Source organism: Oceanobacillus sp. M65 (genome assembly GCF_052246275.1).
In the GTDB taxonomy this organism is placed as follows: Bacteria; Bacillota; Bacilli; order Bacillales; family Amphibacillaceae; genus Oceanobacillus_B; species Oceanobacillus_B jordanicus.
In genome coordinates this window covers 464,783-485,690 of the sequence record NZ_JBQQCJ010000001.1, presented here as the reverse complement: position 1 = coordinate 485,690, position 20,908 = coordinate 464,783, and the positions used below count along the sequence as shown (strand labels likewise).

The 20,908-nt window shown below is 40.2% G+C and carries 17 protein-coding genes; 7 read left to right on the top strand and 10 right to left on the bottom strand.

All coding sequences use genetic code 11. From position 1 onward, the window contains the following. Positions 1-20 precede the first annotated feature (20 nt). Together ACTWPF_RS02340 and ACTWPF_RS02335 are read left to right on the top strand one after the other, a co-directional pair. Positions 21-1,373 (top strand): MATE family efflux transporter, encoded by a 1,353-nt coding sequence (locus tag ACTWPF_RS02340; RefSeq protein ID WP_106898118.1) that lies wholly within the window; start codon positions 21-23, stop codon positions 1,371-1,373. Positions 1,374-1,537: 164 nt separating this feature from the next. Continuing rightward, positions 1,538-1,783 (top strand): DUF1450 domain-containing protein, encoded by a 246-nt coding sequence (locus ACTWPF_RS02335; protein ID WP_036577616.1) that lies wholly within the window; start codon positions 1,538-1,540, stop codon positions 1,781-1,783. A gap of 114 nt (positions 1,784-1,897) precedes the next feature. On the opposite strand, the gene ACTWPF_RS02330 is transcribed toward ACTWPF_RS02335, so the two are convergent. The 8 genes from ACTWPF_RS02330 to ACTWPF_RS02295 all read right to left on the bottom strand — a co-directional run bounded on the left by ACTWPF_RS02330 (position 1,898) and on the right by ACTWPF_RS02295 (position 9,933). Then, positions 1,898-3,067, bottom strand: a complete 1,170-nt coding sequence (locus ACTWPF_RS02330) for an iron-containing alcohol dehydrogenase (RefSeq protein WP_238017799.1) — start codon at positions 3,065-3,067, stop codon at positions 1,898-1,900. Between the two features lie 15 nt (positions 3,068-3,082). Beyond that, positions 3,083-3,460, bottom strand: a complete 378-nt coding sequence (locus ACTWPF_RS02325; RefSeq protein WP_238017797.1) for a RidA family protein — start codon at positions 3,458-3,460, stop codon at positions 3,083-3,085. Positions 3,461-3,519: 59 nt separating this feature from the next. After that, positions 3,520-4,149: a lysozyme family protein gene (locus ACTWPF_RS02320; RefSeq protein WP_238017795.1), complete on the bottom strand. Its 630-nt coding sequence runs from the start codon at positions 4,147-4,149 to the stop codon at positions 3,520-3,522. Next, complete coding sequence (locus ACTWPF_RS02315; RefSeq protein WP_443148178.1) at positions 4,146-4,574, bottom strand: hypothetical protein; 429 nt, start codon at positions 4,572-4,574, stop codon at positions 4,146-4,148. Before ACTWPF_RS02315 ends, ACTWPF_RS02320 begins: the two co-directional genes overlap by 4 nt. A 2-nt stretch (positions 4,575-4,576) precedes the next feature. Then, the gene (locus tag ACTWPF_RS02310) at positions 4,577-5,926 is read right to left on the bottom strand and encodes an MATE family efflux transporter (protein WP_443148177.1); all 1,350 of its coding nucleotides are present in this window, start codon (positions 5,924-5,926) and stop codon (positions 4,577-4,579) included. Between the two features lie 222 nt (positions 5,927-6,148). Then, a complete protein-coding gene (locus tag ACTWPF_RS02305; RefSeq protein WP_161463877.1) occupies positions 6,149-8,149 on the bottom strand; it encodes a TRAP transporter permease in 2,001 nt (666 codons plus the stop codon). After that, positions 8,142-8,672 (bottom strand): DUF1850 domain-containing protein, encoded by a 531-nt coding sequence (locus ACTWPF_RS02300; RefSeq protein ID WP_443148176.1) that lies wholly within the window; start codon positions 8,670-8,672, stop codon positions 8,142-8,144. The genes ACTWPF_RS02305 and ACTWPF_RS02300 overlap by 8 nt, the downstream gene beginning before the upstream one ends. A 259-nt stretch (positions 8,673-8,931) precedes the next feature. Further along, positions 8,932-9,933 carry a TAXI family TRAP transporter solute-binding subunit gene (locus ACTWPF_RS02295; protein ID WP_106898126.1) on the bottom strand — a complete coding sequence of 334 codons (1,002 nt, stop codon included), beginning with the start codon at positions 9,931-9,933 and terminating at the stop codon, positions 8,932-8,934. A gap of 301 nt (positions 9,934-10,234) precedes the next feature. On the opposite strand from ACTWPF_RS02295, the gene ACTWPF_RS02290 reads away from it, so the two are divergent. From ACTWPF_RS02290 to ACTWPF_RS02280, 3 genes are all read left to right on the top strand, one after another. Next, on the top strand, positions 10,235-11,851 hold the full coding sequence (locus ACTWPF_RS02290; protein ID WP_443148175.1) for a long-chain fatty acid--CoA ligase: 1,617 nt from the start codon (positions 10,235-10,237) through the stop codon (positions 11,849-11,851). Between the two features lie 364 nt (positions 11,852-12,215). Further along, positions 12,216-13,034: a serine hydrolase gene (locus ACTWPF_RS02285; protein ID WP_106898128.1), complete on the top strand. Its 819-nt coding sequence runs from the start codon at positions 12,216-12,218 to the stop codon at positions 13,032-13,034. Positions 13,035-13,047: 13 nt separating this feature from the next. After that, complete coding sequence (locus tag ACTWPF_RS02280) at positions 13,048-14,334, top strand: hypothetical protein (RefSeq protein ID WP_106898129.1); 1,287 nt, start codon at positions 13,048-13,050, stop codon at positions 14,332-14,334. Between the two features lie 17 nt (positions 14,335-14,351). On the opposite strand, the gene ACTWPF_RS02275 is transcribed toward ACTWPF_RS02280, so the two are convergent. Next, positions 14,352-14,684: a hypothetical protein gene (locus ACTWPF_RS02275; protein ID WP_106898130.1), complete on the bottom strand. Its 333-nt coding sequence runs from the start codon at positions 14,682-14,684 to the stop codon at positions 14,352-14,354. A 128-nt stretch (positions 14,685-14,812) separates the two neighbouring features. Next, the gene (locus tag ACTWPF_RS02270; protein WP_443148174.1) at positions 14,813-17,989 is read right to left on the bottom strand and encodes a DEAD/DEAH box helicase; all 3,177 of its coding nucleotides are present in this window, start codon (positions 17,987-17,989) and stop codon (positions 14,813-14,815) included. Positions 17,990-18,245: 256 nt separating this feature from the next. Between ACTWPF_RS02270 and ACTWPF_RS02265 the strand changes: the two genes are divergently transcribed. Together ACTWPF_RS02265 and ACTWPF_RS02260 are read left to right on the top strand one after the other, a co-directional pair. After that, positions 18,246-19,010 (top strand): ABC transporter ATP-binding protein, encoded by a 765-nt coding sequence (locus ACTWPF_RS02265; RefSeq protein ID WP_036577638.1) that lies wholly within the window; start codon positions 18,246-18,248, stop codon positions 19,008-19,010. A 14-nt stretch (positions 19,011-19,024) separates the two neighbouring features. After that, complete coding sequence (locus ACTWPF_RS02260) at positions 19,025-20,878, top strand: ABC transporter permease (RefSeq protein WP_443148173.1); 1,854 nt, start codon at positions 19,025-19,027, stop codon at positions 20,876-20,878. Positions 20,879-20,908: the final 30 nt, after the last annotated feature.

Below are 20,908 nucleotides of genomic sequence, written 5' to 3'. Positions count from 1 at the left end.
AAAAGGAAAGAGGGGTCTGAATGAAAGAAAATAAAACGAAGCATCTCACGTTATTCGCTCTTACGTGGCCTATTTTTGTCGAAATACTACTGCACATGCTGATGGGAAATGCCGATACACTTATGCTCAGTCAGTATTCTGATAAGGCAGTTGCCGCTGTTGGTGTATCCAACCAAATACTCTCTGTTGTAATTGTTATGTTCGGTTTCGTAGCACAAGGTGCAGCAATATTAATTGCACAAAACCTTGGGGCGAACCGCAGCAAACAAGCCGGTGAAATTTCTGTACTATCGATTAGCTTAAACCTCTGGTTCTCCCTCCTATTAAGTGTCGCACTGTTTTTTGGCGCGAAAGGTATCCTACGTATCATGGACCTTCCAAATGAAATTATGGGTGAAGCTACAGCCTATATGCAAATTGTTGGGGGACTTATTTTTGTTCAGGCACTCATTATGACAACTGGTGCTATTTTGCGAAGCTATGGACATACAAAGGATACAATGATGGTCACTATTGGTATGAATATCTTAAATGTGGTCGGAAACTATTTCGTTATCTTTGGGCCGTTCGGATTTCCTGTCTTTGGTGTAGCTGGTGTTGCTTATTCCACCGCCATTAGCCGTTTCATTGGTTTTGTTGTACTGTTATTACTTCTTATTAAACGTACGCAAGGTGAGCTAGACTTTTCGCGATTTCTTCGCTATCCAAGGCAGCATGTAAAAGGGTTACTGCAGATTGGTATCCCATCTGCCGGTGAACAGCTTTCCTATAATGCTAGTCAAATGGTTATTACATACTTTGTAGCACAGCTTGGTACAGTAGCTATTACAACCAAAGTATATGCCCAAAACATCATGATGTTCATTTTTCTATTCTCGATTGCCATTGGTCAAGGAACCCAGATTTTAATTGGCCATATGATTGGTGCAGGGAAGATAGAAGATGCTTATGAACGTGCGATTAAGAGCCTGCGAATTTCTATTTTCATTTCCTTGGGAACAGCAGGCATCGTCTATATACTGCACGACCAGTTACTTGGCATTTTCACAGACAACCCAACCATCCTAGAAACCGGTGCCTTCCTTCTACTGATGACTGTCATATTAGAGCCTGGAAGAGCGTTTAATTTAGTAATGATCAGTTCATTACGAGCAGCTGGCGATGTAAAATTCCCCGTCTATATTGGCATTGCTTCCATGTGGGGAATCAGCGTAACGTTTGCATGGTTCTTCGGGATCTTTTTAGATCTTGGCCTCATTGGAATTTGGATTGCGTTTATCGCGGATGAATGGTTGAGAGGAGTCTTTATGTTACGTAGATGGCGAAAACGTCACTGGGTCAGCATGAGTTTTGTTGATCGGACAGAGCAATAACCGTCGAGTTGGTTCACTACGCCTACATTGCTGCTATCTAGCCAAACTTTTATACACTTCCAGCACGTTACAAAAAACCAAACGATTGATTTCTTTTTAAATATATGCTAAAACTAACAGAGTCCTATATTAGGATAGAATTTCAATAGAAGGTACGTGATCGTATGGGTATAGTCGTAGTTGAGGTCTGTGACGGAAATGCAATCACTACAATTAATATAGAAGAAATTTTGGAAAAGGAATTTCCAGAAGTAGCCGTTTTGATGAACGAATGTTTATCCTTTTGCGGTTTGTGCAGGGTAAAACCATATGCACTTATTAATAACAGACGCATTTTCGGTAACACACCTGAAGAATGTTTAGATAAAATACGAATAGCAATAAAAGAAGAACTGGCCGTTTATCAATAAACAGTCAGTTCTTTTTTTATGTAGAAAAGCGCGGAATCGTTCATAATGAGCGAATCCACGCTCTTCTATACATAATATGACAAAACAATTTCCCGGGAAATATTTCGTCGGATTTTATAAACTTGCTTTATAAATTTCGACAGCATCCTCTTTGGTTAGCTTCTTAAAGTTTCCAAATTCCGGACTTGCTACAACCGTCTTTTCAGCCATGTCCTGGACGCTGCTCTCTTCAATATCGTAATCAGCAAGCGTTGCAGGTGCCCCAATGCTACTCCAAAATGCTCTTAACTGGTCAATTCCTTCTAGGGCTACTTCCCTGTCGGACTTCCCAGATGTCTCTACATCAAACACCCGGACTGCCATCTGCTTGAAACGTCCTTCGTTCTTCTCATCAATGACATGCTTCATCCAGTTCGGGAATAAAATTGCCAATCCACCACCATGGGGAATATCATGCACTGCTGAAACAGCATGTTCCAAGTTATGGCTTGCCCAATCCCCTCTGAATCCCATGTTCAGCATATCATTTAAAGCAAGGGTTCCGCTTAGCATAATCGTCTCACGGTATTCATAGTTCTCCATATCTTCCAACAGTTTTGGCGCGGTTTCCATTACTGTTTTCAGTATTGATTCACAGAATCTATCCTGTATTGGCGTGTTTGTCGTTTGATGGAAATAGTGCTCAAGCACATGTGACATCATATCAACAATGCCATATACTGTTTGATCCCGCGGCACGGAATACGTATGGGCTGGGTCCAAGATAGAGAATTTTGGACTTGTGTACGGGGAGCCCCATCCATGTTTTTCGTTTGTCTCCCAATTTGTAATAACAGAGCCACGATTCATTTCTGAACCGGTTGCTGCTAAAGTAAGAACTGTACCGAAAGGCAATGCGTCTGTTGCTTGTTCTTTCTTAGTCACAATGTCCCACATATCTGTATCTGTTTTAGCACCTGTAGCGATAGCTTTTGTGCAGTCAATTGTGCTTCCGCCACCTATCGCAAGCAGAAACTCAATTCCTTCAGTCTTACAGATTTCTACCCCTTTACGTACAGTAGAAATTCTTGGGTTTGGTTCCACTCCAGCTAATTCGAATACTTCTGCATCAATTTCATCAAGTTTAGTTAGTACACTATCATAAATTCCGTTACGCTTTATGCTTCCGCCGCCATAGACAATAAGCACTTTTTTTCCATATTGTGCAACCTCGTTAGGCAGTGCATCCATCTGACCTCTGCCGAAAATTAACTTCGTTGGGTTATGATACGTAAAGTTTTCCAATATATAAACCTCCTATTATTTGCGATAAACGACGACGTCCATTTCTACGAGGACATCCTTCGGTAAACGGCTAACCTCTACGGTAGCTCTTGCAGGAAATGGTTCAGTTAAGTACTTTCCATAAATTACATTTACGGTTGCAAAGTCATCCATGTTTTTCAAATAGATCGTAAATTTCACGACATCTTCAAACGTGACCTTTGCTTCTTCCAGTATGGCATTTAAATTTTGTAATACTTGCTCTGTTTGATTTTCAATTCCTTCTACTACCTCACCTGTTGAAGGATTAATCGGAATTTGCCCTGAAACATAGATAAAATCGCCAGCCTGGATTGCTTGAGAATAAGGACCAATTGCAGCAGGTGCCTTATTCGTGAATATAGCCTTCCCCATAAACTTTACCTCCCTTTGATTAGGTGTTCATTATTCCTGTCTGTTCATCATATCATGTTTCACTGGGCTTCTGCTTCTATGACGTCTCGATACCCCATCACCGCATTAACATAGTAAATGTCTCCATAGCATGCATCTAGCTCTCGTGAGCCTTCTCGCAAACAGCGATATTTTTCTTTATCTGGGTCCTGTTCATACATATGCTGTGAAAAGTCGATGGCAGTCTCCTGTGAGTATTCCCCAGACCGTTCTTGAACAAAATCAATAAAACCTAATCCGAAATTATAGGATTGAACAGCAAGCTGGACATCCCCGCTCGCTTCATCTAATGTTTTGGAAAAATATGAAACCCCCTGTTTTATTGAAAGCTCTGGATCCTCGATACAGTTTCTCTCACCACAATAGCTTTCAGATGCCTGCATAGGGTCCTGACCTCTCCCCCCAGATTCCTGCATCATAATTCCTAGGATGACATCCATATAGTCTTCGACACCGTATTGCTCTGCATACATTTTAACTAAAGGTTGGTACTGTCTGATTTCCTCACTAATCTTTGGCTTCCTACTATTTTCTGTAATATTACTTTTCTCACTCGTCAAAAAGGAAAGAATTAAAAATATCCCACTAAATAATAAAAATAGTATTGTCGCACGTTTAATTGCCTTTATGTGACGTTTCCTTCGTTTCATGGGAACGTCCTTTCTAGCTTTTGCAAGAAGATGCCAACGATTAAGCCGTATAAGAGATGCCCGAGTATCCAATAAAAGATAGCGAAATAGTCAAGAATCGCTGGGGTCCTGGTAGAGAAAGAGGTTGTCCCATAAAGCAGAACACCTATAACACCATTGGCCAGCACATATGGGAGCACACGATGCTGCATGCCCCATCGTTTGAAAATAGCATATAGGACAAAAACAACTATTACCGATATAATAATATGCAAGACAAGTTCGGTTAAAGGATGCATATTCCATTCCTTCAATACAGGAATATAGTCAACATTTATTAGTAATGTATATACATTTTTTGTCGTTATAATTTGAACGACCCACAAGAATGCCCCTAAAAATAAACCCGAAATGATTCCTATGAATGCCAGACTTAAACGTTTCATATTTATCCTCCATGCTTTTTCTTAAACAGTTCCTTCTTCCTCCATCTGCCAAACCGGTAATACAAATAAGCAACCAGACTGCTGATAAGAAAACTACTCCCCATCCCAATCGCAATCCCAGTTTCACCTAGCATTCCGGAAAAGAATGCTGTTAATGGATAGCGTAATACCCAAAAGGATAGTATGTTTAATGCCAATACCTGGTACATAGCACCGGCTGCGCGAACAATCCCATTTAAAATAAAATTTATGCCAAGAAACGGATAGCAAAAGGCAATAATTTGCAGATAAGAGGTACCAAATGCAATGGATTGAGGATCATCAATAAACAATCGAACACCGTATTCTGCCAGAAGAAACACAAGGAGTCCAACTAAGAGCATAATCGTAAAATTATACAAAACACCGTATTTAGCAATTTTATTTACCCTGCCCCAGTCATCAGATCCGATGTTTTGTCCGGCCATGCTACTAACAGAGGTTCCAAGCGCATGTGCAGGCAGCATGAGAAGACTATCGAGCCTTTGTGCAGCACTAAATCCAGCCACAACACTAGGACCAAACCCTGTTACCACACTCATAATAGCTGCCACACCTGCAGAAATAACAGCCATTTGTAAACCAGAAGGGATACCTAGATTTAAAATCAACTTAATTTCACGCCGCTGCGGCAGCTCAGGTACAGTAAAAGGTACTAGTTTACGTTGTAATATGAATATCAACCCAACGATAAAGGAAATTCCTTGGGATAAAATAGTTGCATATGCAGCACCTTCGACACCAAAACCGAAATAACTGATAAACAAAGGATCAAGAATGATGTTTAAACAAACAGCGGTTACGACGAACAATAGTGGTGTCTTGCTATCACCTATAGAACGTAATATAGTACTGATAAAATTGTAGCCAAATAAAAATAAAATCCCTAAGAAATTAATCCTTAAATAACTTGCAGCCAAACCCATCATCTCTTCAGGTGTGCCCAGAACGGATAGCAGCCAATCTGTCAGGAAAAAACCTGCAATACCTAGCCCGATAGAGATTATTGTTAATAATACAACGAAGGCGTTAAGATAATTCTTCAACCCAGTTGCATTGTTCTTGCCTTTTTGCTGAGATAAGATGGTTAACGCCGCATTATTCATTCCTATAACAAAAGATAATACGGTGAAGACGATCGTACTTGACACTGCGACAGCACCAAGTGCATTAGCGCCCAGCAGATTTCCCACCCATAAACTGTCGACAACCTGGTAAGACGTCTGAAGTAGGTTCGCCAGCATGATAGGTCCAGAAAAGAGTATGAGCTGTTTTAATATATTACCCTGTGTAAAATCATGCTGTTTCTTCATCCTTCTTCCTTCTTTCTTTCTTTTGTGTTTCACTTTATCTATTTTACTATACTCCCTACTCAAGTAACACCGCAGAGCATATTATTAGAAGAACTCGCATTCGCTCGTCCTTTGGTGAATGTGTACGTTTTTCTTATACTTTTAATGTATAAACGTGAAAAGGTGACCGGGCTAACGAGTAGTTAGCCGGTCACCTTCTTCTACACATGTTGGTCGAAAAGATCAATCACTTACTTGTTGTTTCTTATCTGTCTGATTTCCTTTTTTCCAGACAAGCTGCATAACAATCATGACAATAAATGCTCCTAGTCCGAATAAGTCTGTATTCCCTTCTGGATAGATGAGGAATAACCCTATTACTACTGATACGATTCGCAGTGTCCAGTGCAACTTACGGTACCAGAATCCTATTAAGCCAGCTCCTATAGCAATCATCCCACTAATTGCCGTAAACAATATCCAAATTATTTCCCAGAAGTGGGTATCAATCATTAAGAGCTGTGGTTGGAGTACGAACATGTATGGAATAATAAACGCCCCAATCGCTAATTTCGAAGCATTTACCCCTGTTCTAATTGGTTCCCCACCAGATATACCCGTTGCCGCGAATGCTGCGAGTGCTACAGGCGGCGTGATATCTGCAACGATACCAAAGTAGAACACAAACATATGTCCAGCTAAAACAGGAATTGCTACTTCAAGCTGGTCATTCAAAGCCAAGATTGCAGGCAATGCAATTGTGGAAGTAATAATATAATTTGCTGTTGTTGGAGATCCCATTCCCAAAATAATGGAAGCGATCATCGTAAAGAATAGTGTCAACAACAATTGAGTTTCGGGTGAACTTGCAAGTGAGCCTGCAATATCTACAAGACTGTTTCCAAGCTTCAAACCAAGGCCCGTTTTGGTTACAACACCCACGATAATCCCTGCACATGCAGTAGCTGCAGCAACCCCTAATGCGGTTCTCGCACCAGATGTTAAGGCAATCACGAATTTACCTGGGGTAATCCGTGTGTCTGCTCTAAATAAACTAACTAGAATAGTAATCCCTATCCCGTATAATGCGGTTCGCTCTATACTATAGCCTTGGAACAAAAGAAGAACAATTGCCACAATTGGCAAGAGCAAATGTATTTTTTTTAATACAGATTTCTTACTCGGTATTTGTTCCTTAGGCAACCCATGCAGTCCCATTCGCTTTGCTTCCAAATGTGTCATAATCCAAATACCAGAGAAGTATAGAATAGCTGGAATTGTCGCTGCCTTCGCGATTTCCCAGTATCCAACACCTGCAAACTCAATCATGAGGAATGCAGCTGCACCCATTATCGGTGGCATAATTTGACCACCCGTTGAAGAGGCTGCCTCCACCGCTCCGGCAAAGTTAGGTCGGTAACCAAGCTTTTTCATCATTGGAATGGTATAAGAGCCCGTTGTAACAGTATTCGCTACAGAGCTTCCAGAAATTGTTCCATTTAACGCACTGGAAAAGATCGCAACTTTCGCAGGTCCACCTGTACGTTTTCCAGCAAGCGCAATAGCAAGGTCATTGAAATAATTCCCTACACCTGTTTGTACAAGAAAAGCACCAAATAGTAGGAATAAGAAAATATACGTGGAAGAAACTTGTAGCGGTGTTCCCAAGATCCCTTCTGTTGTAAAGAACATGGAATCAATTAGCTGCTCAAGTGATAGACCACGGTGCGCAAGTCCTCCTGGCATGTCCGGGCCCAGCAATGCATAAATCATAAATAAAATAGCAATGATTGTAATTGGAAGCCCAACTGCCCGTCTTGTCGCCTCTAATACCAGAAGTATAGCAAGTCCACCAATGATTACCTGCGCCTGGTCGATTCCACCAATTTGCTGAACTAGCGTGTCATAATATACCGGCCAGTATCCACAAACGATGATTGATAATAAAACGAGAATATAATCATACCAGGCAACCTTCTTTTTATTCCCCTTCTTCTTACTGGCAGGAAACAAAAGAAAAATTAGGGATAGCGCAAACCCTAGGTGAACTGTACGCTGAATATATGCTGTATATTGGCCGAAAGCACCTGTATAGAGCTGAAATAGAGAGAATGCAAGTAACCCAAAGAAAACAACTTTGGCAGCAACACCACCTAGTTTTCTTGTATTTGCTTCTGCATCATATTTTTGTAATAACTCTTCCTGGTTTGTTTCGGTTAGGTTTTCTTTCGTTGAATCACTCATGGATGCTCACTCCTTTCATAGACTGCCATAGTGAGAGTTTCTCTACCTTTAATTTAAACCATGCTCCTGGTTCAAAATATTCGTTAAAGTAAACGAGATGTTCATCGTTCTTTCCCCATACGAGGCGGTTTTCTGAGACCGTTTTGCCGTTTCTTACATTCATTGAAGGAAAGATATTGTCAAGGTCTGCTATATGGTATTTTCCATCCTTATATTCAAACTTCTCCCCTTCTTGAGCATTGGAAGGCATTCCAATCCCAAACTCTTCGTAAACAATTTCGTACTGTTTAATATCGTGGTTGTCCATAACAATGTATTTTTCTACCACATCTGTCAGGTGTATGGAGTGTGTAAATATAATTTGAAAGGTATCCCTTTCCTGCACTGGAAGAAAGGCCTCAATCTCTTCTGTATTTTCTTTATAAAATACAAGTGCTGTTCGGAAAGGAACAAATAGAAGTAGAGAGAAAAGTGCGAGTAAAATAATTAGAATTGAAACTTTTATCTTTTTATTGTGTTTCATCATTTTGCCACCTGAAATCTTAAAGAATTACGCAATGCACGCAGAAGCAAGCCTCCACTCTGAACTACTTACATAACATGAAAAAATGGAGCGACCGACGCAACTCCTGACTAAAGGATTCACAGTCGGCCGCTCGTCACATCATGTTTATCCTGCATGTAACTGGCAGTATGAGCCTAACAAAAGAAAAGGAAAAGGCTAATTAGCCGTGTATCCAAATCTTCCCTAGAACGTTATGAAGTAAGGAACTACAGGTTACTTACTCAGCACTTACTCCTACTTCATCAAAGTATTTCTGTGCACCTGGGTGTACGTCAATCCCGATACCATCTAGAGCAGAATCAGTTGAAATAAACTCTGCTTTTGCATGCGCCATTCCATCCGTGTTTTCGTAAATCGCTTTCGTAATATCGTAAACAGCATCTTCGGATAAAGAATTGGTAACAGCAAGCATCGCCAATACAGCAACTGTATTTACCTCTTCAGCTTGCCCACTATATGTTTCAGCTGGAACCGTATCTGCTGCATAGTAAGGATACTCCTCAACTAGGGCATCTACTTTTTCCTGTTCAATTGGAACAATGCTAATATCAACAGTAGCCGCTAGCCCCTCTACTGCACCAGTTGGTGTACCAGAAGTAATGAAAGCTGCATCAATATTTCCATCTTGGATCCCACCAGTTGATTCACCAAAATCTAGATTCTCTTGATTAATATCATCCATCGTCATCCCATGAATTTCTAAAATCTGTTCTGCATTAACGAATGTACCTGAACCAGGTGCCCCCACAGAAACCGTTTTGCCTGCAAGGTCCTCAACTGATGCAATACCTGAATCGGCAGCCGTCACGATTTGGATTGTTTCCGGATACAAAGAACCGATTGCTGATACGTTGTCTACAGGGTTGCCATCAAAAGAATTAACACCGTCAATTGCATTTGCGGCTACGTCGGTTTGAACAAAAGCAAGCTCTGCTTCGCCTTCCTGAAGAGAAATCATGTTATCAGCAGAAGCATTTGAAGATACTGCATTTGTTTCCATACCTGTTTCGTCAGATATGATTTTGGCCATTTCGCCACCAAGCGGGTAATATGTACCACTTGTGCCACCTGTTAGCATTTGTAAAAACTCAGGTGTTTCTCCACCTTCAGCAGAATCACCATCTCCATTATCAGCCTCGTCATCTCCGCCACAGGCTGCTAGGAACAAGGCAAGTACTAAAATCATAGCAAATGAAAATAGATAGTTTTTCTTTTTCATACAAACTCCCCCTTATACTCTATAGTGAATTTTATTTTACAGTTGAATCTATAAAGTTGTCAAACTCTTCCCAACTCAGAGACTTTTTTTCTCCCTTCAAATTTGGATAAATACATAGATTTGACACCTTTTAGGCCCCCTATTTTGTACCAATAATTTCTAATTATGAACAAAACTAGACTTCTACATTATTGGTACATTTGTGTCTAACTTTGCTTTTCTTAATATAATTATTATTATTTTTACAATATTATGATATATTTGAACGAGTACTATACTACTTTTAAGGAGTTGATGAGAAATGATGCACGTCCCGATGACTATTGGAGCTATGATGGAGCATGCAGAGAAATTTTTCCCTAAAAAACTTGTGCACTCCCAGACACATGACAAGCTACATTCGTTGACTTACAAAGAGATTGGCGAAAGGGTAAGAAAATTGATGAGCGTGTTTGCAGAACTTGGTGCGAAGAAAGGAGATAAAATTGGTACCCTTGCCTGGAACCACCACCGTCACTTAGAAATTTACTTTGCTGCACCTGGTATGCATGCAGTATTGCATACTATTAATATTCGACTTACCCCAGAACATATCACCTACATCATTAATCATGCAGAGGACAAAATTTTATTAATTGATGAAGACATCCTTCCACTTGTTGAACTAATAAAGGACGAATTGACCACTGTTGAAGCCTTTATTGTAATGACAGATAAACAAGAACTTCCTGATTCATCCCTACACCCATTGTACTCCTATGAAGAATTACTCAGTACCGGCGATGCCGCATTTCCTTTCAAAAAAGAAATCGATGAGAATGATCCTGCAGGCATGTGTTATACCTCAGCCACAACGGGCAAGCCAAAAGGTGTCACATACTCTCACAGGGGCATCGTGCTGCATAGCCTAGCTCTAGGTTTAGCAGATTCAGCAGCGCTATCTGAATCGGATATATCCATGCCTGTCGTGCCTCAATTTCACGTTAATGCATGGGGGACACCTTTTGCCTGTACATGGTTTGGTTCTACACAGGTATTGCCTGGTCCCCATTTCACGCCAAAGAGGCTAGCATCTTTTATAGAGAAATTTCGGGTTACCATATCTGCTGGAGTTCCTACAATCTGGATAGGACTTCTCCAAGAATTAGAGGCAGGTGACTATGATACTTCCAGCTTAAGAGCAGTACTATGTGGGGGCTCAGCTGCACCTTTCGGCTTAATACGAGCATTTGAAGAAAAATTTAATATTCCTTTCTATCATGCATATGGAGCAACAGAAACAACACCCTTGGCAACTATTTCACGATTGAAGAGCTACCAACAAGGGTTGGGGCAGGAAGAAAAGATAAAAGAGCGCTCTAGACAAGGTATCCTTGTTCCAGGCCTTGAAATGAAGGTGAAAGGTAAAACGGGAGACATCGCATGGGATGATGAGGAAATGGGAGAATTGCTTTTACGCGGAAACTGGATAGCAAGTGAATATTATAAAGATGATCGCAGTGACCAAGCGTTCCAGGATGGCTGGTTCCATACTGGCGATGTCGTGACTGTTGACGAAGAAGGAACAATAAAAATAGTTGATCGTACCAAAGACTTGATTAAAAGCGGTGGAGAATGGATTTCTTCAGTTGAGATCGAAAACGCTATCATGAGCCATCCGGATGTTTTGGAAGCAAGCGTCATCGCTATTCCAGATCCAAAATGGCAGGAAAGGCCTATTGCCTGTGTTGTACTAAAGGATGGAATAAAAGAGGAGGGCACCAAAGAAAAAATACTAGCCTTCTTAGAGCCACAATTTGCTAAATATTGGCTACCCGATGATATTTTATTCTTAAAAAACATTCCAAAAACGTCTGTCGGTAAGTTTTTGAAACGACAGCTGAGAGAGGAAGTTAAAACTTATTACCAACTAAAGTAAAACTTCATTTGTTAGGGGTGTCCCTACTCCCCCAACAAGTGTTAGTTGAACGAGTTGTATCTTTACTGCCAGTTAAGGCGCATAAAAAGGATATTACTTCGTTCACTTTATAAGGGATTAGCTATAAGCTAATCCCTTTTCTTTATCCCCTTGTCCATAAAACATTTAAGGTAACTTTAGATAAGCTATTCTTGACAATTTTTCGAAAATTCAATACTATATAACTAATTATCAAATATTGTTGCAGTTTTCGATTGCGTTCTACCTATAATATACCTAGTTTCCCAATAGATAGGACTATTGATAACGTTATCACGATCTATATTTTCTACCTGATACCTTAATTGGAAAGGATAATGATTATATGAACCTAGAACAACTTAAAACATCTATCCGCGGAGAAATCCATGATCCACAAGCACAGTACTCTGTCCTTCTTACTTCAGGCGAGGGAAGCTTGGCCATTAACGAACAACAGTTACGTCCCGCTGCAAGTCTTGCTAAGATTCCAATTTTGATCGAGGCATGCCAGCAAATAGAAAGTGGTCGGTTACATCCTGACAAACTTGTCTACATAGAGGAAGAACAGTTTGTAGGAGGGTCTGGCATTATATCCTACCTTACAAATTCCCATATATATAGCTATATGAACTTAATTGAACTTATGATGATCGTATCTGACAATACAGCTGCCAATGTACTGCTCGAATCACTGGGAATGGAAGCTGTTAATCAAACGATAGAGCAGCTTGGCGCTAAAAACACAGTCGTACAGCGGAAGTTCATGGATACGAAAGCACAGCAAGAAGGACTTGAAAATTATACTACTGCTTTGGATATGGTTACGTTATTGAAGGCAATTTCTGAAGAGGATAACCATTACATATCTAGTAAAAGTAGAAAGTTTATGAGGAGTATACTAGCTAAACAACAGTTTACGAATAAACTTGCGAACTTTTTACACCCTAGTATGCCTGTAACGATTTTTCATAAGACTGGTGAGTTATGTGGAATAGAACATGATGCTGCTATTTTAGAGTGCAAGGAAGAAAGGGTATACATAACTGTGCTAAGTGACCACTTACCATCAAACGCAGAGGGACAGCACACTATTGCCCAAATAGGAAAGCATGCAATCGATTATGTAATAACAAGATCAAAATCTACTTTATCTAATTTTTAATAGGAGTGTCGTCATGAAGGCAAAAGTAGCGGTGTTTGGTCCAGAAAATGTGGTCGTTAGAATTCAAAAATTAAAGAAGGAATTCTCCAACTACGAATTGTTCCCCTTTATCTATACAGAAGCTAATCAAACTCCTGAGTTGTTAGAACAGGCTTTCCTATGTGACATCTTTCTATTTACCGAGTCCATTGCCTATTGTTATGTAAAGGACAAAACAAAAAAGCGACGCCTTTCAACGATTGTAATTCATTGCGATGAATACATTCTAACTACCGCTCTTCTCCAGTCACTGTCCAATATGCTTCCTCAAAAGCGTATTTCACTCGATGGGACAACTGAAGAAGTAGTTCAACATGTCCTTACACCATTAAAGGAAATACAAGTTGACTTATTTCCATTCTATGAAGATGTTTGGGATGGTGGTACCGTAGAAAACATAGTGGACCACCATCGTAAACTTTGGGAGGATGGAAGTATCGACTTTGCACTTACAGCTTATAGCGAAATAGCTAAGCGCCTGCAAAAAGAAAACATCCCGGTGCGTCTTATTACGACACCTGACCTATGCTTTAAATCTGCTCTCGATACGGCGGAAAGACGTATCACCTTCCATAACAATACATCCGTACAACACGTCATTGGATACTTCCGTTTTAAACATCTTGAGCAACTGCCAAGCTCACTAAAAGAAATGATTCTTTTTAGAAGGCAGGCTGAATTAGACACTTTCTTGCAGAAATTTGCTACACAACAAGATGCCATAGCCTTACGTAACAATCAGCATGATATGGTATTAATAGGCTCCAAAAAACTATTAAATTATTTAACTAATCATTTTGGGAATTTCCCACCGCTACAAAAAATCGAGGAACAGATCAAGGAGCCTGTAGGGATTGGCTTTGGACTTGGGCTTACACATCAGCAGGCGCAGGAACATGCATTACTCGCATTAGAGATGACAACTGACGAGGAAGGTAGCTCGTGCTATATCGTCAATGAAAGTCAGGCGAGTATCGGACCTGTGGGTGTGAAAAAACAAATAAACCCATCCTTTCTATATCAATCACTGATCCATAAAGCGAAATTAAACAATGAACTATCCTATAACTTTATTGAATTTATTAAGATGCGAAATAATAAACCATTTTCATCTCATGATGTGGCTAACTATTACAGCGTGACGAAACGAAGTGCAGAGCGGACAATAAATAAGCTATTGTCCGCAGAAATAATTAAGGTAGCCGGGTCAGAGAAGCCTTACCAAAAAGGGAGGCCAAGAAAACTATTCGCACTTCGTTAAGATAAGGAAAGACTACGTTATTGATTTTTATACCCTTTACTCTCTGCCAGTATGGAAATCGCTTGATCGTAGTCTTCTTCCTCTACCTTCCCTTCCAATAAGTGTGTTATTTGACCATACTCCTCTCGATTGTTATCCGAAACGTCAGCCACCCCTAGTCCCATAACTCCAGTCCCCGTGCTCATCGTCCCAGGAGTACCCATACCAACAATAGGGAAATAAGCGTTATGCTTTTTGGGTTCAGGTAGTTCATCAACCAAAACATTGGAAACTCGCAGTTTTTCTAATTTAGCCTTCGCTGTTTCTGCATCATTTTCCGATTTAAAGTATGCCACAAAGCTTTTTGTCATCGTGTAAACATCCTTTCTTTTTGTTTTAACTATTCCCCTGTTCACACTGATCTAACCAAGGCATGCAAAAAAGCCAAATGAATTCGAATTTCGTTCATTCGAATGCTCATTTGGCTTTGGAGATTTTATTATATATTTAATAACTCACGGACGTCATCTTCGCTAAGTCCTGAAAGCATGGTTTCTCCAGGCTGGATCACCTGATCGATTAGTTCTCGTTTCTTTTGCTGGAGCTCGTAAATTTTTTCTTCGATTGTCCCTTCTGCTAAGAGACGAATGACTTGAACGACATTTTTTTGCCCAAATCGGTGTGCCCTCCCTGTCGCTTGGTCTTCCACAGCAGGGTTCCACCACAGATCATATAAAATAACCGTGTCTGCACCTGTCAAATTGAGACCAGTTCCTCCAGCTTTTAGGGAGATAAGGAAGACACTTTTCTCCCCATTATTAAATCTTTCACTCATTTTCACTCGCTCTTGGGATGGTGTCTGCCCATTAAGATAAAAGTATTCAATGTTTTCTTTCTCTAGTTGCTGAATAATAATCTCATGCATGCTTGTGAATTGCGAGAATATTAGCATTCGCTTCCCATTGCCAATGGCGTTCCTAACGGTATCCATTAACTGTTCAAGCTTGCCTGATTGCCCTTCATAGTTTTCAATAAACAAGGACGGATGACAGCATATTTGTCTTAAACGCGTAAGACCAGCAAGAATTTTCATCCTGTTTTGCTGGAACCCACTTTCTTTCATGGACTGTGCCGCTTCAATTTGCAATTGCCTATGGTAACCGAGATAGAGATCCTTTTGTTCCTTAGTCAGCTCTGAAACATGAACAGACTCAATTTTGTCAGGCAGCTCCTTCAATACATCCTTCTTTAATCTTCGTAAGATAAACGGCCTTGTGATAAGTGCTATTTTTTCATTAGAGAGCTGTTTGAACTCTCGCTGTCTTGGCATTAGACCTGGTAGTACCACTTGGAAAATGGCCCAAAGTTCATCAATTGAATTTTCTATTGGTGTACCACTTAGCGCAAATCTTCTACCAGCATTAATTTCCCGGATCGCCTGAGAGGTTTTGGTTACATAGTTTTTAATATACTGCGCTTCATCTAGAATCAATGTTTGAAAACGTAACTGCCTGTAATATTCAATGTCCTGCCGTAGTGTTGCATAGGAGGTAATCCAGACATCTTTCTCTTTTTCTTCCTCCAACCGCTGCCTTCTTTCTGCAGGGGTTCCTGTCAACACTGCCACAGACAGACTCGGCATAAATTTTTCACACTCGTTTTTCCAGTTGTATACCACAGAGGAAGGTGCGACGATCAAATGTGGTAAATCACTAGGCTCTGACGCGATATAAGCAATGCTCTGCAACGTCTTACCCAAGCCCATATCATCGGCTAAAATTCCACCAAGGTGGTAATGACTTAATGACTTAAACCATTGAAATCCTGTTTGCTGGTAATTCCTCAGATTCGCTTGAAGCTCTTCCGGCAATGGATAAACCTGTTCCTCTGGTGACTTAAGCTGATGCAGCAGCTTTCTAAAGGATGGATCATAATTTTTATTCGTTTCAATCAATGCATCCACTTGTGTCCCTCGATAAACAGGAACATGTATATTACCATCATTTAGATCCTTTTTATCTACTTCCATATCCTGAAAGAACTGCTTCATAGAGCTGAATTCTTCCCCTTCCAAAGAAAGAAGGGCACCACTATCTAAACGGTAATATCTTTTCTTTTCAATTACCGCTTGAAGGATACTGGAAACCTCTTCATCCTTCACACCCTCTATATCAAAACCAATTTCCAGAAGGTTAGAGGAAGATTCAAGTCGCACACTTGTATTCGGCATAGGCTCTCTATCCATAATAAAGCTGCGAATCTCCGAGGTTAAGAATAGCTCTAAGTGTTCATCAAGCAATGGTAAGACATAATAAAGAAAATCATAAATTTCTTCCTCTGCTTCTGCTTCAATATAGAGTTCTTTTCCATTATATTTAAAGTTGGCATATTCGATTAGCTGCATGATCTGCTGCTCTTTCTCCACATCCCGTATAATAATGATGTCATGCTCTTCCCTGCCACCAAACGGGTTGATGTAATGTTCTCCATAATAATATTCCAGTTTCCCAACAATCCAATTGTCGCTCACTTCTAAATACAGCTTTGCCTGTAAAGGTAGCTGAATGATTTCTTCTGTTACCTTCTCAGAAATTTCCACTTCCCCGACTTTTTTCAATGAAGGCAATACTTCAGATAAGAAGGTGTCTGCTTGTTGCTTCGTTATTGGCAATTGTAAATCAGATAATCCAAATTGGCTTACCTGCTCGACAACGGGAATCTGCTCCTTCGAAGGAAAATAAAACACACCATCAGAAAAAAGAATATGGTAATGGCGTAAGTATGTGCCACCTCGAAGTTCTGGCATATTTAATATTAATTCATTCCGCTCATTTTTTGATAAAGAAAACTGAAATGGTAGCTTTTCTTGCGCTATCTCTACAGGATGATAACTCTTCTTTATGGTATCCACCGTAAAATCGCGATTTACCAACTCTTCAAGCAAAGCTTTCGCAGCTAATGGTGGGATGGTTATATAGCGAGTATCCTTATTACTGTTCCGAAAAGAAGAAAATTGTCTTTGTTCCTCATACATCTGCTCATTGTTTAATATTTCCCGCAATGTCTCAAAAATTGCTAAATCTTCTGGTTGAAAATAATGTTGGTCAGGGCTATAAGTAAATGCCTTTGTGAAATAATGCTCTTTCCCATCTAAAACACTATCTAAGAACAGTCCAGCATCTTTGACAACATAACAGCGTTTCTCACCTGCTTTAAGTTCAAGTTGCAGGCTGTTTTCTAAAGTCCAACTACAGAAGTATTGGACTTGCATCTCCCTTTTTTCCGGAAGAATATCATGTGTTGCCGTCGTTTGCGGTACATTCGTCAATGCCTGGATAAAATGATTTGTTGTTTGGTAATCAAAATGAGGGAGCGCTGGCGGGCGGTCCGTCTCTTTCTGTGAAATACCGATCAGGGTTGCTGCAACATGCTTACAGGAGCCAAATGTATCGAATGCAGGGCAATCACAATACGTATCAATGGACCCGTCTGCAAATTGGCTCATATTTATTTCTACAAAGTAGTCCTCAGACCCTTTCACGGTAGCGGTCCAGACCTGGTAGTTAAGATCGTATAAAAGATCCATTACTTTTCCTCGTTTATAATATTCCAGCCCACGCTTATAAATAATGGCCGGAAAAAGCTTTTGGATGTTAATATCGCTGAAACTTTTCAAAATACTAGCAACCTACCTTCCACCGTTCTTCTTCTCTCCATTGTAAACGAGTTCCCTCTGTTTTTAAACTATTCCCTTTCTTAAGGATAGGATGACATCAGCTATATTATACGTTTTAGTTGTTTCTATCTTATCCGCCTCTTTCACTTTATCCATTCTTACAAAACTGTAAGCTACCTGAAAGAAAGATACATAGCAGCCTTTCTCTATACTGTTTACACTGTAAATAGATTCAATAATATTGGAGGTAAGTGTAATGAAACAGTCCGTACTTGATGTACATCAATTAAATAAGATTTATGGGAAAAAGAGCGAGAAACAATTTCATGCCTTAAATAGTGTTTCTTTCGCTATGGCTGAAGGAGAGTTTGTTGGCGTAATGGGGCCATCAGGAGCAGGTAAAACCACGTTACTTAATGTCATCTCCACATTAGATACCGCGACAAACGGTTCCGTTAAAATTGCTGGAACAGACATCACCGCCATGAAACAAGGTCAGCTAGCTGATTTCCGTTCAAGTCAACTCGGCTTTATTTTCCAAGACTTTAATTTATTGGAGAATTTAACGGTTTATGAAAATATTGCCTTGCCCCTCTCCTTACAAAGTGTTGCGGTGCGAAACATTAAACCGGCTGTAGAAAGTGTTGCGACAAAGCTTGGGATTGAGGCAATTTTAAATAAGTACCCTGTTACTATTTCTGGTGGACAAAAACAGCGCGTAGCTGCTGCTCGTGCATTAGTACACGAACCTGCATTAATTCTTGCAGATGAGCCAACAGGAGCGCTTGATTCTAAGAATGCTCGAAGCCTAATGGAGACGATGGTCCACTTAAATGAAAATCACGGCACCTCGATCATGCTTGTAACACATGATCCATTAAGTGCGAGTTATTGTGAGCGCATCCTGTTTATCCAGGACGGAAAACTGTATAAAGAAATTCACCGAAACAGCACTAGAAGCGCATTTCATCAGGATATCCTTGACGTGCTTGCTCAATTTGCGTCACCGGATATGGACTAGGGGGAGTGAACAATATGCTGCTAAAATTATCTTTAACGAGTATGCGAAAATTAGCAAAAGACTATTTGGTCTTACTATTTGGTTTAACAATTTCCATTTCGATTTTTTATATGTTTGAAACACTTGCCCAAAATAAAGTATTTCTTGAATCGAACTCCCTTATTAGCTCTATTGTCTTCGTATTTCATGTAGGGACATTTATTCTTGGCATTATCACGGTTTTCTACATTTTTTATGCGACATCCTTTCTTTTATCTTTACGGCAAAGGGAATTAGGCATGTACATGACGTTAGGCGCTAAAAAACGTAAGATCACCCAATTAATGTTTATGGAAACTTTTTTTGTCGGCTTAACTGCCCTCATTATCGGGATTGTGCTAGGTGTTGGACTATCCTATGGCATCGCCGAGCTACTTATGTGGCAACTTGACTTTCAAGGTGGAGGATTTCAGCCACTTTACTCCTCTTCCCTTCTGATCACAGTGCTATTTTATGTCGCTTTATTCTTCCTTACTTCCATTGTAAATGCTTGGAGAGTTGGCAGGAAAAGTGTGCTTAGTCTGTTGCGTTCAGGTCAGCAACAAGATCAGGTGAAAACAAGTGGATTACGTACTTTCTTTGGCGTTTTGTTATCCGTCATCTTGATTGCTGTCGGTTACTATGCAATGGTGCATATTGCAGAATTGATGCAGTTCGGTATCATACTTGCGACCGCGACCATCATACCGGGAACTTACCTTATCTTCATCTCCTTATTGCCATTTTTGGTTAAAAGACTGAAGCAAAATCGCAACTTAAATGAAACGGGCATCAACTCATTTACATTGGGGCAACTCCGATTCCGGATGCTAAACCTGATGATGGTACTAGGTACTGTGGCGATGCTTATTGCGCTAGGATTAGGGGCAATGACAGCTGGGACATCCTTTTACCATAATATCGGGATACAGGCCTCTATGTTCCATGCCAATGATGTTGTACTTTATGAGCCAAACGAAACTGAGAAACAAACATTGGCAACAATGGATGTGACAGAAGAAGAGAATTACCGCTATAAGTACAATGATGAGGGAGTCTATTTTCTAAAAACAGACCTTGAAGCAGCACCACCTGACGTCATGGCATTTGAAGAAGGATCGGAAGGTTTTTCACCAACTACTCCTGAAGCAAAATTGTCTGCGGACGAGTATGCACTATATGGCGAAGAAGGCGTGACTGAATTACCAGGAAACTGGTGGACAGCAGTTAGTACAGAATTAGGGGCAGGCTCCATGTTTGGCAACAGATCTATTTATATCTATGAAAGATCTAGCTACCAAGAGGTAGACGGAGAAGAACAACACGTCACATTAGCGAAATTAGATGATTTTACAGCACACCTACCTGAATTAGAAAAATTGGATGCTAGCCAAAAGTCTCTCGCTGAAACCTATACTGGTAATCAAGTTGAACAACTTGGAGGAAAATACAGTAATTATGTAGCACTTAAAGGGTTTGCCAGTGGAACTATTTTTATGGGAGTGTTTCTTGGTATTGCTTTTCTTATGATGATGGCAAGTGTTCTCATGTTTAAACTTCTATCTAGCGCTGGCGCGGACGTCCATCGTTATAGTATGCTACGCAAAATCGGGGTTAGAAAAACACTACTCGTTAGGTCAATTTACCGCGAGCTGTTTCTGCTATTCCTCTTCCCAGCCATTGTTGGGATTGTCCATGTTATCGTGGGAATGCAGATGTTTTCCTTTATTATTATCGAACCATATACAAAAATATGGATCCCGCTTACATTGTTCTTCGTAATCTATGGTATTTACTATTTCATTACAGTGCAAATGTACAAGCGAATTGTACTGCCTAAGCAGTTCTAAAGGGTTGCTAGTTAATCATACAAAAAGGAT

What these genes read in the sequence shown, in the direction of transcription:
- ACTWPF_RS02260 (WP_443148173.1), top strand. Translation starts at nt 19,025, where the DNA reads ATGCTGCTAAAATTATCTTTAACGAGTATGCGAAAATTAGCAAAAGAC.
- ACTWPF_RS02300 (WP_443148176.1), bottom strand. Translation starts at nt 8,672, where the DNA reads ATGAAACACAATAAAAAGATAAAAGTTTCAATTCTAATTATTTTACTC.
- ACTWPF_RS02280 (WP_106898129.1), top strand. Translation starts at nt 13,048, where the DNA reads ATGAAGGCAAAAGTAGCGGTGTTTGGTCCAGAAAATGTGGTCGTTAGA.
- ACTWPF_RS02295 (WP_106898126.1), bottom strand. Translation starts at nt 9,933, where the DNA reads ATGAAAAAGAAAAACTATCTATTTTCATTTGCTATGATTTTAGTACTT.
- ACTWPF_RS02315 (WP_443148178.1), bottom strand. Translation starts at nt 4,574, where the DNA reads ATGAAACGTTTAAGTCTGGCATTCATAGGAATCATTTCGGGTTTATTT.
- ACTWPF_RS02285 (WP_106898128.1), top strand. Translation starts at nt 12,216, where the DNA reads ATGAACCTAGAACAACTTAAAACATCTATCCGCGGAGAAATCCATGAT.
- ACTWPF_RS02305 (WP_161463877.1), bottom strand. Translation starts at nt 8,149, where the DNA reads ATGAGTGATTCAACGAAAGAAAACCTAACCGAAACAAACCAGGAAGAG.
- ACTWPF_RS02290 (WP_443148175.1), top strand. Translation starts at nt 10,235, where the DNA reads ATGATGCACGTCCCGATGACTATTGGAGCTATGATGGAGCATGCAGAG.
- ACTWPF_RS02275 (WP_106898130.1), bottom strand. Translation starts at nt 14,684, where the DNA reads ATGACAAAAAGCTTTGTGGCATACTTTAAATCGGAAAATGATGCAGAA.
- ACTWPF_RS02335 (WP_036577616.1), top strand. Translation starts at nt 1,538, where the DNA reads ATGGGTATAGTCGTAGTTGAGGTCTGTGACGGAAATGCAATCACTACA.
- ACTWPF_RS02320 (WP_238017795.1), bottom strand. Translation starts at nt 4,149, where the DNA reads ATGAAACGAAGGAAACGTCACATAAAGGCAATTAAACGTGCGACAATA.
- ACTWPF_RS02265 (WP_036577638.1), top strand. Translation starts at nt 18,246, where the DNA reads ATGAAACAGTCCGTACTTGATGTACATCAATTAAATAAGATTTATGGG.
- ACTWPF_RS02340 (WP_106898118.1), top strand. Translation starts at nt 21, where the DNA reads ATGAAAGAAAATAAAACGAAGCATCTCACGTTATTCGCTCTTACGTGG.
- ACTWPF_RS02325 (WP_238017797.1), bottom strand. Translation starts at nt 3,460, where the DNA reads ATGGGGAAGGCTATATTCACGAATAAGGCACCTGCTGCAATTGGTCCT.
- ACTWPF_RS02310 (WP_443148177.1), bottom strand. Translation starts at nt 5,926, where the DNA reads ATGAAGAAACAGCATGATTTTACACAGGGTAATATATTAAAACAGCTC.